Raw genomic sequence first — 14,054 nt, forward strand, 5'->3', positions numbered from 1 at the left:
CCCTCCCACGGAGCATCGCCATGGCCCAGCGCCCCCGCCCCACCCCCGCCCGACCACTCGCCGCCGTCGCCCTCGCCGCGCTGCTGTGCTGGGTGCTCACCGCCTGCGGCGGCACCGCGTCCGGCTCCGGCTCCGGCAGCGGCTCCGGCAGCGGCGCGGACGACGGCGGACTCTCAAACGTCACCCTGCGGATCGGCGCCACCGGCTGGTCCACCGAGGAGGCCATCCTCGAACTGGCCGGCCTCGACGACACCCCCTACACCGTCGAATGGAGCGTCTTCACCGGCGGCGACCTCCAACTCCAGGCGCTGCGCGGCGGCGCCCTCGACGCCGCCTCCTCCAGCGAGATCCCCCCGCTGTTCGTGGCCGCCGAGAGCGACCCCAACTTCAAGGTCGTCGCCGTCCGCCAGGGCGCCACCCTGCTCCAGGAAGTCGTCGCCCCCGAAGGCTCCGCCCTCACCCGCATCGACCAACTGGCCGGCCACACCGTGGGCTACGTCCAGAACACCACCGCCCACTACTTCCTGTACGAACTCCTCAAGGACGCCGGCCTCACCTGGTCCGACATCGACGCCGCCCCACTCAGCCCCGACCAGGCCATGGCCGCCCTGCGCGGCGGCTCGGTCGACGCCTTCGCCGGCTACGGCAACGCCATCATCACCGCGCACCAGTCCGGCGCCCACACCATCGGCTCCGGCGCGGACATCCTCTCCGGCAACTTCCTGTGGACCGCCACCGACCAGGTCATCGAGGACCCGGACCGGCGCGCCGCCCTCACCGATCTGCTGGCCCGGCTCGACCAGGGATACGACTATCTGCGCGCACACCCCCAGGAGTACGCCGAGGTGGTCGCCGAGGCCACCCACCAGCCCGTCGAACTCGCCCTGGGGCAGTTCACCGACGCCGAGGCGCAGCGCCCCTCCCGGATCACCCCCGTCGACGACGCGCGCATCGCCTCCCAACAGCAGGTCGCCGACGCTTTCGAGGAACTGGGCGCGCTGCGCCGCCCGCTGGAGGTCGGCACCTTCTGGAGTGACGCCCTCACCCCCGCACTGAGCGCCGCTCTCGAAGCGAAGGACCCCGCATGAGCCCCATCGCGCTGGAGGGCCTCCGCGAACTCACCCGCACCCTGGCCGGCACCGCCGCCGAGTACGACCGCACCGCCGCCTTCCCCGGTCAGGGCATCCGGGCCGTCCACGACGCCGGGCTGCTGACCGCGACCGTCGGCACCGCGTACGGCGGCCCCGGAGCCGGGCTCGCCGACACGGTCCGCATCCTGGGCGCGCTCGGCGCCGGCGACCCCTCCGTCGCGCTGATCAGCGTGATGACCCTCAACATCCACGCCGCGCAGGCCCGCCGCGCGTACTGGCCCACCGAACTGTACGAGCGGGTGGTACGGACCTCCGCCGCCCGCCCCGTGCTGCTGAACTCCGCCCGGGTGGAACCCGAGCTGGGCTCCCCGGCCCGCGGCGGACTGCCCGCCACCCGTGCCCGGCGCACCGCCACCGGCTGGGCCATCGACGGCGCCAAGCGCTTCGTCACCGGCGCCGAGGGCTTGAGCTGGTATCTGGTGTGGGCCACCACTGACGAACCCCGGCCCCGGGTCGGCACGTTCGCGGTCCCCGGGGACGCGCCCGGCATCACCGTCACCCACCGCTGGGACCAGCTCGGCCTGCGCGCCAGCGGCAGCCACGACATCCGCTTCGACGATGTGCGGATCCCGGCCGGCCACCTCCTGGAGGCCACCGCGCACGGACCCGCCGCCGAACAGGACAACCTGGCCGGCGCCTACCACCAACTCCCCATGGCCGCCCTCTACCTGGGTGTCGCCCGCGCCGCCCAGGACCACTTCCACCACTTCGCCCACCACCGGACCCCCGCCAACCTCGGCCACCCGGTGGCCCGCACCGAACGCTTCCGGCACGCCGCCGGCGAGATCGAACTCCTGCTCAGCGGCGCGGAACGCCTGGTCCACACCCTCGCCGAGCGCATCGACGCCGGCGAGAGCGGCGGCACGCTGCCCCGTGAGGCGCTGGCCGCCAAGGTCCTCGGCGCCCGGCACGCCACCGCCGCCGTCCAGCTCGCGGTGCGGCTGCTCGGCAACCCGGGCCTGGCCAGGGACAACCCGCTGGAGCGGCACTTCCGGGACATCCAGTGCGCCCCCGTCCACGCACCCCAGGAGGACACCGCCCTGCTGACCATCGGCGGCGATGTGCTGGCCGCCGCAGAACCCACCGAAGGCACCGCGTAACCGGAAGGAACCCGCCATGCCCCGTGTCCTCCTCGTCAGTGGCAGCCCGTCCGCCGACTCCCGTACCGCCGCCGCCGTCCAGCTCGCCGGGCAGAGCCTGACCGCCGCCGGGCACCGTACCGACACCCTCGCCGTCCGCGACCTGCCGCCCGAGGCCCTGCTGCGTGCCGACTTCGGCGACCCGCTGCTGCGCGCCGCCGCCGCCCGGGTGGCCGCCGCCGACGCGCTGGTCATCGGCACCCCCGTGTACAAGGCGTCGTTCTCCGGGCTGCTGAAGTCGTGGCTGGATCTGCTGCCGCAGCACGCCCTGGCCGGCAAGGCCGTGCTGCCGCTGGCTACCGGCGGCAGCCTGGCGCACGCCCTGGTGCTGGACTACGCGCTGCGCCCGGTGCTGGCCACCATGGGCGCCGCACACATCACGCAGGGCTGCTTCGTCCTGGACCAGGCGCTCACCAAGCCGGCGGACGGGGTGCCGGCCGGGCTCGACGCGGAGGCCGCCGCCCGGCTGGCGAAGGCGGTCACCTCCTTGGGTGACGCCCTGCCGGACCCGGTTGCCGCCGTGGCCGCCGCCTGAGCCGCACCCCGTCAGCCCCTGGTGCTGGCGGTCACCGTCCAGGGCAGGTCCATCGCCGAGGTCTCGGCCATGTCCATCAGGCCGTCCCCCGGCCACCCGGCACCTTCGCCCGCCGTTACGGGAGCGGGCGGGACCGTCATACTGGCCCCGGCGGACGGCGACGTCTCCGCCCGGGTCGGGAATGGCGGAAGAAGGGGGACATGACGGAGCGTCCGGTGATTCACGGCCGGTATCAGCTGCTGGAGCTGATCGGCCGGGGCGGCATGGGGGAGGTCTGGAGCGCCCGGGACGAGGCGCTGGACCGCAAGGTGGCGGTCAAATGCCTCAAGCCGCTCGGATCGGGGCGCGAAGAGTCGTTCCTGCGGGTGCTGCGGCAGCGCTTCCGGCGCGAGGCGCGGGTGGCGGCCGGGCTCCAGCACCGGGGGATCACCGTCGTGCACGACTTCGGCGAGGACGACGGGCTGCTCTATCTCGTCATGGAGCTGCTGGTCGGCCGCAACCTCAGCCAGCTGCTGAGCGAGCGGCGTGGTGCCCCGCTGCCCGTCGCCGAGGTCACCGACATCGCCGCGCAGACCGCCGCCGCCCTCGCCTACACCCACGAACAGGGCGTGGTGCACCGCGATCTCAAGCCCGCCAATGTGATGCGGCTGACCGACGGCACCGTGAAGATCTGCGACTTCGGCATCGCCCGGCTCGCCCACGACATCGGGTTCTCCACCAAACTCACCGGCTTCGGCATGGCCATGGGCACCCCGCACTACATGTCGCCCGAGCAGATCGCCGGGCTGCCCGTGGACCACCGCAGCGATCTGTACTCGCTGGGCTGTGTGCTGTACGAGCTGGCCACCGGCGCCCCGCCGTTCGACCTCGGCGACCCCTGGGCCATCCTGGTCGGCCACCGCGACGAACCGCCCGCCCCGCCCCGTACCCATCGCCCCGAACTCCCCGACCCGCTGGACCGGCTCATCCTCGCGCTGCTCGCCAAGCGCCCCGAGGACCGGCCGGCGGACGCCGCCGTGCTGGTCCGGGAACTGGGTGCCGGGAACGCCTCCGGCACCTCCGGCACCTCCGGCACCTCCGGGACCCCCGGCACGCCCGGCAGCGAGCCGCCACTGCCCGAGTGGAGCCGCGGCATGCGGGCCGGCTCCCGCGCCAGCGGCTCGTGGTCCCTGCGGCTGCCACCCCCCGACCGTACGGCCGGACTCACCGGCCCCTGGACCGGACCGGTCGCCACGACGCTGCTCACCCGGCGCCCCGCGCCCGAGTATCTCGCCGTGCTCGCGGGCCGGCACCGCGCCGCCCTCGGCCTGGGCCGGCTCGGCCGCTGGCCCGAGGCGTACGAGGCGCACCGCGCGCTGGCCGCCGAACGTGAACGCGCCCTGGGAGCCGGTCACCGCGACACCCTCGCCAGCCAGTACCAGCTCGCCCACGCGCTGCGCCGCCTCGCCCGCTGGGCAGAAGCGCTCGCCGCCTACCGCCCGGTGGCCGCCGCCGGCGCCGACGCCCCCGAGGCGCTGGACGCCCGCTTCGAGATGGGCCTGTGCCTGGGCCGGCTCGGCCACCCCGACCGGGCGCTCGACCTCTACCAGGAGCTGATCGCCGAGTGCGCCCGGGCGTTCGGGGACCGGCATCCGCGCACGCTGCGCGCCCGGCACGGCCGGGGCATCAGCCTGGGGCGGCTCGGCCGCTGGCCGCAGGCGCTGGCCGAGGCGCGCCAGGTGTGGTCACTGCGCGCCCGGGTGCTGGGCCCGGACGATCCGGACACCCTGGTCAGCCGGCGGGAGATCGCCATCGCGCTGGGCTGGCTGGGTCGCTGGGAGGAGGCGCTGGCGGAGTACGGGACGGTGCGCCGGACCCGGGAGAAGGTGCTCGGGGCGGCCCATCCGGACACCGTCACCAGCCGCAACGACGAGGCGCACTGCCTGGAACAGCTGGGCCGTCCGCAGGACGCGGCGCGGCTGTACCGGCGGCCGGTGGACGGGTGGCGCAGCGGTGGCCATGGCGGTGCGCCCGGCGGTGCGCCTGGGGGTGGGCAGGGCGGTGAGCACGGCGCTGGGCACGGCGGTTGGGAGAGTGGTGCCGGTCCCGGTGGATGACCTGCCGGGGCCACGTACCATTGCGGGTATGTCCTTTCTCCGCCGCCGCAGCGCCGCGTCCCCCGCGGGCCCGGACTTCGACGTACTGGCCATGGATCCCGGTGACTGGCCGGGAGTTCTGGGCGCCGGCCTGCTGCCCGCGCCCGACGGCAGCTGCCAGGGTGTGGTGCTGCGCTACGACCTGTTCGGCGGGCGCGGCCCGGCGATGGTCATCGGCAATCTCCCCGAGGGGTCCCCGGCCCGCGACATCGATGAGGACGATGTGCCGTTCGAGGTGCATCAGCTGCTCGCGGCGCTGGAGATCGAGGAGGAGGTGCGGGTCACCGGCTCCGAGGACATCCCCGTGATGCATGAGGACAATCTGCTGATCGTGCACCGGATCACCTGCTCGGAGAGCCGGGTGTCGTGCGTGCAGTTCGACCGCAGCGACGGGGTGCTCGTCACCATCGCCAGCTGGGAGCGGCCGATCACCGATGAGCTGTATCAGCTGCTGAAGCCGCTGCCGGCGGAGATGTTCCAGCAGTAGCGGCCCGGGCGGCGGGCGCCAGCAGGCGGACGTCCGCCGCGCGTACGTACCCGATCCGGTGCCCGAGCTGGATCTGGTGGTACTCCTCACCCCTGATCACCCGGTGGGTCGCCGGATCGAAGGAACGCGCCGCGAGGAACTCGCTGCGGGTGGTGAGCCCCAGCGCGTACTCCTGGTCGGCCGGGACCTGGGCGATCGGCACCACCTTCTCGGGCGGCAGCCCGGCCGGATAGGCGGCGGCCTCCGGGTAGGCGCGGCCGTACACCGGGATCGTGTCGGCCTTGCCGGTGCCGGTGCCGGTGCCGGTGCCTGTGCCGCTCGCGCCGGTCACCCGCCAGCCGTCCGTACGGTGCGCGGTGGGGGCGCCCGGCGGGCTGTGGAACCAGCCCTTGCGGCCGTCGAACCAGATCGCCAGCCACTCGCCGCGCCGCTCCGCGAGCGCGAAGGTCTGGCCGGTGGCGGCGCGGGCACCGGTGTCCCCGATGTCCAGCGAGGAGTTGCCCAGCAGCGGCGCCTTGGGGTCGGGGGAGGAGCGCAGCGCCACCCCGGAGAAGGCGGTGCCGGTGCTGCCGCGCTGGTACGGCGGGTCGATGACCACCAGCGGCCCGTCCGGTACGGTGTCCCGCTCCGTCCCGAAGGGCGCGCCGAGCAGTTCGAAGTAGTGCGCCCAGTCCCAGTACGGGCCCGGGTCGTTGTGCATCGCCGAGGCGTTCTCGGGCAGTGTGGGCGGCACATTGTGGTGACCGATGATGTGCTGCCGGTCCAGCGGGATGTCGTACACGGCGGCCAGATGGCGGACCAGGCGGGCCGAGGCCCGGTACATCGCCTCCGTGTACCAGGTCTTGGGGTCCTTCAGGAAGCCCTCGTGCTCGATGCCGATCGACTTGCTGTTGACGTACCAGTTCCCGGCGTGCCAGGCGACGTCCGAGGTGGGTACGTGCTGGGCGATCAGGCCGTCCGAGGAGCGCAGGGTGTAGTGCCAGGACACATAGCGCGGGTCCTTGATCAGGCCGGTCATGCTGTCGAAGTAGCCTTCGATGTCGTGGATGACGATGTACTCCACGCGCTGCGAGGCGGGCCGGTCGGACTTGTCGTGGTTGCCGTAGTCGGGCTTGCCGTCCGTGCCCCGGTACTCCTGGTACGCGGCGGGCTGCCAGACGCAGCTGACGTCGGCCGGGCACTCGGTGGGGGCCGGGTCGCCGGCCGCGTTGTCCGGGTGGCCCGCCGCGTGCGGCAGGCCGAGCAGCGCCAGTTGCGCGGTGGCGGTGGCGGTGGCGGGGGACAGGGCACCGGGGTCGGCGGGCAGTTCGAGGTGGTCGCCGTCGGTGGTACGGCGGGAGGGGCCCTCCGCGAGGACGGCGTACAGCTCGTCGGCGTAGGCGGCGGCGCCCTCGGCGGTGTCGGCGCCGGAGTAACGGGCCACCGCCCCGTACCAGTCGGCGGGGTCGGCGGTGGCCGGCAGCCCCAGCTCGCGCTGGGCGTGTGCGAGCAGCGCGGCGCCGCCCGCCGCGTTGGCCGCCGGGTCGGTGCGCAACGCGTCGGCCGGCAGCCCGGTCAGCTCGGCGGCGCGGTCCACGGTGGCCCAGCCGGGGCCGTCCAGCAGATGCATCGGGCCGTGGCCGCCGGTGACGCTGGGGGCGCCGTCGTGGTGTTCCCAGCGGGAGTGGAGATAGCCGAGGCCGAGCAGCAGCGGTTCCGGGACGCCGTACCGCTGGGCCGCCGCGCCGAACGCCCGGGGGAGGGCGGTGGAGCGGGGCGCGGGCGGTGCCGGCGCGTCCTGCGCGGCCCGGGGTGCCTGCGGCGTCTGCGGTGCTGCGGCCTGCGCGGTGACCGGGATCAGCAGGGCCGCCGCCGTGGCGAGGCCGAGGGCGGCGCGGGCGGCGCGCCGGGCGGTGATGCGTACGGACTCCACGCCCGTATGACTATATGTCCGCAATGAGGGAGTCAATGACCCCACACCCGCGCGCCGCCCGGCCCCCTCGCACCCGCGCCCGTACCACCCTCAGCGCGTCCCCACCGCCGCCCGCACCGCCCGCCGCGCCAGCCCCCAGTCCTCGTGCAGCCGTCGCAGTAACAGTCGCTGCTCCTCCCCGTACGCCATCCCGCCCGCCGTCGCCGGCCCCGGCGCCGCCCGCATCGCGCGGTGCACCGCCTCCTCACAGATCCGGATCTCCCGGGTCAGGATCAGCATCAGATTCACCAGAAAGGCGTCCCGCCCGGCCGGCCCCGACGCCTGCGCCGTCTGGCTGATCTGCCGCCGCGCCCCCGGCGCGTCCCCCAGACACGCCCACAGCGTCGCCAGGTCGTACCCCGGCAGATACCAGCCCGCCGCGTCCCAGCCCACCAGCACCGGGCCGGTCGGCGACAGCACCATGCTGCTCACCAGTGCCTCACCGTGACAGAACTGCCGGGGCAGCTCCTGCCCCGGATCCCGCAGCCCGCGCAACCCGTGCAGCAGCGCCTGGAGATCGTCGATGTCGCGATCGGTCAGCAACCCCAGCGCGTGATAACGGGCCAGCTGCGCCGGATAGTTGACCGCGTCGTCGAACGCCCCGGCCGGTGGCCGCCACTGGCCGAGCCGCACCAGCGCGCCGATCATCGCCCGCTGATCCGTCACACTCGGCGCCGACAGCGGATGCCGCACCGTCCCGGCCGGCCGGCCCGGAATGAACTCGGTGATCAGCGTGCAGCTGTGCGGATCGGCGGCCACCAGCTTCGGCACCCGGACCGGCGGCCGGTGCCGTACGAAGCTGCGGTACGCCGCTATCTCCTGCCGCATCCGCTCGGCCCGCGCCGGCTGACCCGGCGCCTCCAGCAGATACTTGGCGACGGCCGCGCGCCGCCCGGTCATCCCGGCGATCACCAGGGACGGGCCGCGCTCGCGCAGCACCTGGACGGCGCTGAACTCGGGGCAGATCTCCTGCACGGCGGCCAGAGCCGTACGCAGCCGGGCCCCGCGTGCGCCCGAAAGGTCCAGCCGGGCGCCGCCGGGAAGCGGTACGGCACGGCCGCCGGCCCGGCCCGGGCGCTCCGCCGGGCGAGTGGGCTCCACGGGACGCGGCCGGTTGAACACGGGGGAGGGTGCTGAGTACATGGGCGGGCAGGGTCCCTTCGTACGCCGGTACGTATCAGGGCGCCCCCGACCCGGGCCCGCACTGGCATCCTGGGGAATGCCCGCCGGAGACCGGACCGGGGTGGCGCGGTTCTACATCACTCCCGTGGACGGGTGGCGTACCACCGGGCGGACCCTGGCGAACCCTGGCGAATGGGCATCGCGACCCCCCTCGGCGGTTAGTGTCAACTCAGCCGAGATCCTGGGGGCTTGACGTGAACAGTCGATCCAACACCCGCCTCGCCGACCTGTTCAGGCTGGCGGGATGGTCCAAGGGCGAACTCGCCCGGCTGGTGAACCGCCAGGCAGCCGCCCAGGGCCATCCCCAACTGGCCACGGACACCTCACGGGTACGGCGCTGGATCGAGGTGGGGGAGACCCCCCGCGATCCGGTACCGGGCGTGCTGGCCACGCTGTTCACCGAGCGACTCGGCCGTGTCGTGACCATCGAGGATCTCGGGTTGCGCCGGCCAGGGGAAGCGGGGACACGCCAGTCCATCGACGGGCTGCCGTGGGCTCCCCGGCGGACAGCCGAGGTTCTCACCGAATTCACGGGAATGGACCTCATGCTCAACCGACGCGGCATGGTGGGCGCGGGAGCCGCGCTCGCCGCGGGATCCGCCATCACCGACGCCATGCACGACTGGCTCCTCACCCCCCCGGGTACGGGCGCCTCCTCCCCCTCGGACCACACCCGCAGCAGTACCGATTCGCCCGGCCTCGACCGCTACGAAGCGGCACCGGTCGGCTCCGAGGAAATCGACGCCTTGGAGACATCGGTCGACATCTTCCGCGCCTGGGACGCCAAAAGAGGCGGCGGACTGCAACGCAAGGCGGTGGTCGGCCAGCTCAACGAAGTGGGCGGCATACTCGCCTACCGCCACCCCCCGCATCTGCAACGGCGGCTGTGGGGCGTGGCGGCCAACCTGGCCGTCCTGGCCGGGTGGATGTCCCACGACGTGGGCATGGAACCCACCGCGCAGAAGTACTTCGTGATAGCCGCCCACGCCGCCAAGGAGGGCGGCGACCGGCCCCGGGCGGGGGAGGCCCTGTCGCGCGCGGCACGCCAGATGGTGCATCTGGGCCGGCCCGACGAGGCCCTTGACCTGATGCAACTGGCCAAGCGCGGCGCCGGGGACGAGGCGCTGCCGCGCACCCGCGCCATGCTGTGCACCATCGAGGCGTGGGCCCAGGCGTCGCTGGGGCGCGGGCAGGCGATGCGGCGCACGCTGGGGGAGGCCGAGGAGCTGTTCGTCTCCGACCGCGGCGATGTGCCGCCGCCCAGCTGGATGCAGATGTTCGACGAGGCGGATCTGCACGGGATGCAGGCGCTGGCGTACCGCACGCTGGCCGAACACGACCCGGGCGCCGCCCGGATCGCCGAACGGCACGCCACCGAGGCGCTGGACCTGCGGCTCGGCGAACGGCAGCGGTCGATGGTATTCGACCGGATCTCGCTGGCCTCGGCGCACTTCATCGCCGACGAACCCGACCAGGGCACGAACACCGCGCGGCTGGCCCTGCTCGGCATCCGCGAGAACTCGTCGCTGCGGACCTGGGACCGGCTGCGGCAGATGTACCGGCTGACCGGCTACTACAAGGGGTACGGCACGGTGGACGAGCTGCGGGAGGAGCTGGAGGCGGCGATGCCCAAGGCGCTGCCGGGCCCGACGGTCAGCGCCCGGATCTAGGGGATCGCGGGACCCGGGACCCGGGAATCGGGATTCGGGATTCGGGATTCGGGCGGGTACCACCCCGGGTGGGCCCGGTCCGGTACGGCGATGGCTGGCTGCCGGGCCGGGCCCGCCGGGGCGATGACGGCTACGTCACCTTCTGGGGCTCGCCCTCGTCGGAAGGGTGAGATTCCGATCGCCGTGCCGGGTGCGAAACGGGCAACTGCCATGGACATCCGGCCGGTGGTTGGTGGCCGGTGGTTGGTGGCCGCCGGCTGGTGGTCGGCGGTCAGGGCCGGACCCGTAGGACCAGCACGCACGCGTCGTCCTCGCGCCCGGCGCCGCCCCCGGCCCGCTCCGCCGCCGCCCGCACGATGATCCGCAGACACTCCCCGGCACTGCCCGCCGCCGCCAGCTGGCCGGCCAGCGCGAGCAGCCGGTGGTTCCCCTCGTGATCGTCCGCCCGGCTGTCCGAAAATAGCCCGTCGGTGTGCAGCACCAGCACATCCCCGGGCTCAAGCCGCTCCATCCGCTCCTCGTACCCCGCCCCCGACAGCGCGCCCAGCAGCGGCCCCACCGGCCGCGAAAGCGCCCGCCCCGCCCCGCCCCGGCACAGCAGCGGCGCCGGATGGCCCGCCTGCGCCCACGTCAGCAGCCGCTCACCCGGCTGATAACGGCAGCACACCGCGCTCGCCAGCAACGGCTGACTGCCCCGGTCCAGCAACTCGTTGAGATGCCCCAGTACCCCCCCGGGGCCGGCCCCCGTCAGCGCGATGCCGCGGATCGCCCCCAGCGCCGTCGCCGTACCCGCCGTGGCCGCCGCCCCCCGGCCCGGCAGATCGCCCAGACTCAGCACGCTGCCGCCGTCCACCAGCTCCAGCGAGTCGTACCACTTCCCGCCAGGCGCGCCGCCGCCCAGAGCGGGCAGATAACGGGCGGCGATCTCCAGCGAACCGGACGGGCCGCGCTGCGCCGGCACCGTCTCCGCCCGCGCCGGCAGCTCCACCGTCAGCCGGCGCTGCCCCCGCACCGCGTCCGAGGGGCGGTCCGCTTCCGCCGCGCCTTCCGCCGCGCCTTCCGCCGTGCCTTCCGCGCCCCCGGCGTCCGCAGCGGCCAGCTCACTCACGTCGCGGATCACCGCCCACATCGCGACCGTACCGCCGGCCTCGTCCAGCACAGGCTCACCCGTCATCCGCACCGTGCGCCGCGAACCGTCGGGGCGGACGACCCGGAACCGGCAGTCCATCGCCCGCCCGTCCACCAGACAGCCGGTCATCGCCGCCGCCAGCACCGGCTGATCCTCCCCGACCAGGCACGACGGCAACTGATCGAGGGTGAGCGGACCCTCCCGCACCGACCGGCCGAAGATCGCGAACAACTCGTCCGACCACACCACCCCATCGGTCAGCAGGCTCCACTCCGCACTGCCGACCCGCGCCCCCAGCCGTACCCGCCCGGCCTCGTCCGCCTCCCGTACACCCGCCGCGCCCGCCGCACCCGGCAGCAGGGCCCCCGCGCCCGGCGCCGGCCGCAGCTCCGCCACCTGCCGGTCGAACTCCTCCAGCCGCGCCGTCGCCGCGTCCCAGGCCGCCCGGCGCAGTGGAGAGCGCTCCGCGTGCCGCAGCGACCGCGCGTCCTCGCGCAGCCGGCGTGCTCGCGCCAGCAGGTCGTCGAACTCGTCCAACTCGTCGAAGCCGTGGATGTCGTCGAACGCGTCACTCCCTGCTGGCAGATCGTTCGCGGAGGATTCCGGAGAGGGGGAGGAGAGCATGTCTGATCCCTGATACCTGGTACGGCGCGGTTCGTGCCGGATACCGCCGCCGGTCGGAACCGGGCGCGGTTGACTACTGACTGTGCCATGCCTCGCGCCGCTCCGTAAGAGATTCGGCCGCTTGCCGCCGACCATGGTCGAAGACACTTCGACAGCGGGCCGATTCCAGGTGTAGACAGGCTCCCAACGGCAAGGATGACCGGCGTCCCACTGCTCGATCCGGAAATCCCGTTGCCACCGGACTTCCCCAACCGGATGCTGACTCATATGTTCGCCAGTCCCATCGAAACAGACATAGCGCCCAGCGGAACCCTTCTCGGGCTTCTCCAGCGAGGGCGCGGCGACGGATGGCTGCACGCCCTCGCGGCGCCACGGCCGGACGCCGTCGCCGCGCTGAACCACTGCGTCCTGCGCGACCCACGCCCCGACTGGCAACTCGAACACCGATCGCTCTACTACGCCCGCCTCTACCGCGAGCTGGACGCGCCCCTGGACGCCATAAGCGATCACCTCTTCGACCCCGAGGACGCCCTGGAGGACTGCGAGCAGCGCACCGGACTCGCCCTGTCCGTCCTGGGCCACCTGGTGACCGCCGGACGGCCGGACGCCCTGGCCCTGCTGCGCCGGTACGCGGTGGCCGGCGCCAACTGGCGCTGGGCCCTCGACGAGCTGGCCGTCCGCGAGGACGACAGCGAACTGCGCGATCTCGGCCCCGCGATCCTGGCCCGCTTCCCCGCCACGGAGGCGGGCGAACGCGCCCTCATCGAAGCCGTCCGGGACTCCTTCGAACCCCGCCCCTGGCATGTGTGGGCCGAAGACCCCGCCCGCCCCGGTCAGCGGGCCCGGCTGGCGCGAGCACTGGAGATCGGCGACTTCGACCGCTGGCAGCGACAGCTGCGCCCGCCGACCCCGCAGCCCGGCTGGAGCGTGCGGGCCGTCCTGGACTGGGCCCGCGACGGGTACGAGCAGACCCCGCGACAGTGGCGGGAAGCCGCGGCGGCCCGCTGCCTGAGCGCGGTCGCCGGGCCCGGCGACCGCGGCACCCTGCTGCGGGCCGCCGCTGAGGGCCCCAGCCCGGTGGTCCGCGCCGCCGCCCTGCGGCACCTGGCGGAACGCGGCGACCCCGCCGTCTTCGAGCTGATCCAGCGCGCGGCCGAGGAGCCGGACGAGGAACTGGCCCAGGCGGCGGTCACCGCGTACGCCCGGATGAACGACGACGGCGCGCTGCGGCAGGCCCGCCGCTGGCTGGAGCGATCGGACGAGCTGGGCTGTACCGCCGCCGTGATGCTCGCCCGCCGCGGCTCCGCCCCGGACGCCCCGGGCGTGCTCGCCGCGCTGCGCCGGGTGGTGCGCACCCGAGGCACCGACGCCAAGGAGTTGCGGGCCCTGGTGGAGGGCGCCGCCCGGCTGACGATCGGCCCCGCCGTCCCGGTACTGCGGCACATCTACCGGCAGACCACCTCCTCCCAGCTGCGCGGCCACACCGCGCGGGCGCTGGCCGCCACCGACCCGACCTTCGCCTCCGGATTCGCGGTCGAGTGCCTGTGGGACTGCGAGGAGGACACCAGGGAGGTCGCCGCCCGCCACGCGGCCACGGCGGACGCCCGCGTCCTGGACCGGCTCCGCTCGCTGGCCGCCGACCCGGCCGAGCAGGAGGGCGTCCAGACGGCGGTCAGAGGCCGCCTGGCCCCGTCGTGAGCGGCAGGAGCGGCAGGAGCGGCGCCCACTCCCGTACCGAACGGATCCGCACCCCCGGCGTGCGGTAGTACGGATCGGCGGCCACGATCACGTCCAGCTCCGCCCGCCCGACACCGTCGGCGAACACCAGCAGCGCCCCACTGTCGTCACCCCACGGCCCGGCGGCCAGCAGCCGCCCCTCGGTGTGCAGCCGGGTCAGCACCGCTCGGTGCGCGGGGCGGGCCGCCAGCCGCTCGGGGGTGGGGGCGGGCTCCACGGTGAACTCAAGCTCAAGCACCAGCATGACGATCTCTCCTCGCTGCTCTTGGTCGTATGCGGGAGCCGGCACCGTATTCCGGCGGACCGGAGGAGGT

The 14,054-nt window shown here is 74.2% G+C and carries 11 protein-coding genes; 7 read left to right on the forward strand and 4 right to left on the reverse strand.

What is annotated here, in order from left to right:
• Window positions 1-20: 20 nt before the first annotated feature.
• The 5 genes from AC5WRL_RS00435 (at window position 21) to AC5WRL_RS00455 (ending at window position 5,447) form a co-directional block, all read left to right on the forward strand.
• Window positions 21-1,088: an ABC transporter substrate-binding protein gene (locus AC5WRL_RS00435; protein ID WP_496086178.1), complete on the forward strand. Its 1,068-nt coding sequence runs from the start codon at window positions 21-23 to the stop codon at window positions 1,086-1,088.
• Window positions 1,085-2,251: an acyl-CoA dehydrogenase family protein gene (locus AC5WRL_RS00440; RefSeq protein ID WP_496086179.1), complete on the forward strand. Its 1,167-nt coding sequence runs from the start codon at window positions 1,085-1,087 to the stop codon at window positions 2,249-2,251. Before AC5WRL_RS00435 ends, AC5WRL_RS00440 begins: the two co-directional genes overlap by 4 nt.
• A gap of 16 nt (window positions 2,252-2,267) precedes the next feature.
• Window positions 2,268-2,825 carry an NADPH-dependent FMN reductase gene (ssuE, locus tag AC5WRL_RS00445; protein WP_496086180.1) on the forward strand — a complete coding sequence of 186 codons (558 nt, stop codon included), beginning with the start codon at window positions 2,268-2,270 and terminating at the stop codon, window positions 2,823-2,825.
• A gap of 200 nt (window positions 2,826-3,025) precedes the next feature.
• Window positions 3,026-4,921: a serine/threonine-protein kinase gene (locus AC5WRL_RS00450; protein WP_496086181.1), complete on the forward strand. Its 1,896-nt coding sequence runs from the start codon at window positions 3,026-3,028 to the stop codon at window positions 4,919-4,921.
• A 28-nt stretch (window positions 4,922-4,949) separates the two neighbouring features.
• Entirely contained in the window at window positions 4,950-5,447 is a 498-nt protein-coding gene (locus AC5WRL_RS00455; protein ID WP_496086182.1) for a hypothetical protein, read from the forward strand.
• Here the strand turns inward: AC5WRL_RS00455 and AC5WRL_RS00460 are convergent.
• Both AC5WRL_RS00460 and AC5WRL_RS00465 read right to left on the reverse strand, forming a co-directional pair.
• Window positions 5,389-7,359, reverse strand: a complete 1,971-nt coding sequence (locus tag AC5WRL_RS00460; protein ID WP_496086183.1) for an N-acetylmuramoyl-L-alanine amidase — start codon at window positions 7,357-7,359, stop codon at window positions 5,389-5,391. The two genes, AC5WRL_RS00455 and AC5WRL_RS00460, sit on opposite strands and share 59 nt — an antisense overlap.
• A gap of 90 nt (window positions 7,360-7,449) precedes the next feature.
• The gene (locus tag AC5WRL_RS00465; RefSeq protein ID WP_496086184.1) at window positions 7,450-8,541 is read right to left on the reverse strand and encodes an aminoglycoside phosphotransferase family protein; all 1,092 of its coding nucleotides are present in this window, start codon (window positions 8,539-8,541) and stop codon (window positions 7,450-7,452) included.
• Between the two features lie 233 nt (window positions 8,542-8,774).
• Here AC5WRL_RS00465 and AC5WRL_RS00470 point away from each other — a divergent pair, with 233 nt between their 5' ends.
• A complete protein-coding gene (locus AC5WRL_RS00470) occupies window positions 8,775-10,250 on the forward strand; it encodes a DNA-binding protein NsdB (RefSeq protein WP_496086185.1) in 1,476 nt (491 codons plus the stop codon).
• Between the two features lie 271 nt (window positions 10,251-10,521).
• Here AC5WRL_RS00470 and AC5WRL_RS00475 read toward each other — a convergent pair whose 3' ends face one another.
• On the reverse strand, window positions 10,522-12,003 hold the full coding sequence (locus tag AC5WRL_RS00475; protein WP_496086186.1) for a SpoIIE family protein phosphatase: 1,482 nt from the start codon (window positions 12,001-12,003) through the stop codon (window positions 10,522-10,524).
• A 267-nt stretch (window positions 12,004-12,270) separates the two neighbouring features.
• Between AC5WRL_RS00475 and AC5WRL_RS00480 the strand changes: the two genes are divergently transcribed.
• On the forward strand, window positions 12,271-13,701 hold the full coding sequence (locus tag AC5WRL_RS00480) for a HEAT repeat domain-containing protein (RefSeq protein WP_496086780.1): 1,431 nt from the start codon (window positions 12,271-12,273) through the stop codon (window positions 13,699-13,701).
• On the opposite strand, the gene AC5WRL_RS00485 is transcribed toward AC5WRL_RS00480, so the two are convergent.
• Entirely contained in the window at window positions 13,676-13,984 is a 309-nt protein-coding gene (locus AC5WRL_RS00485; protein WP_496086187.1) for a YciI family protein, read from the reverse strand. The genes AC5WRL_RS00480 and AC5WRL_RS00485 overlap by 26 nt on opposite strands.
• Between the last annotated feature and the right edge of the window lie 70 nt (window positions 13,985-14,054).

This window comes from Streptomyces sp. NTD107 (genome assembly GCF_059510435.1).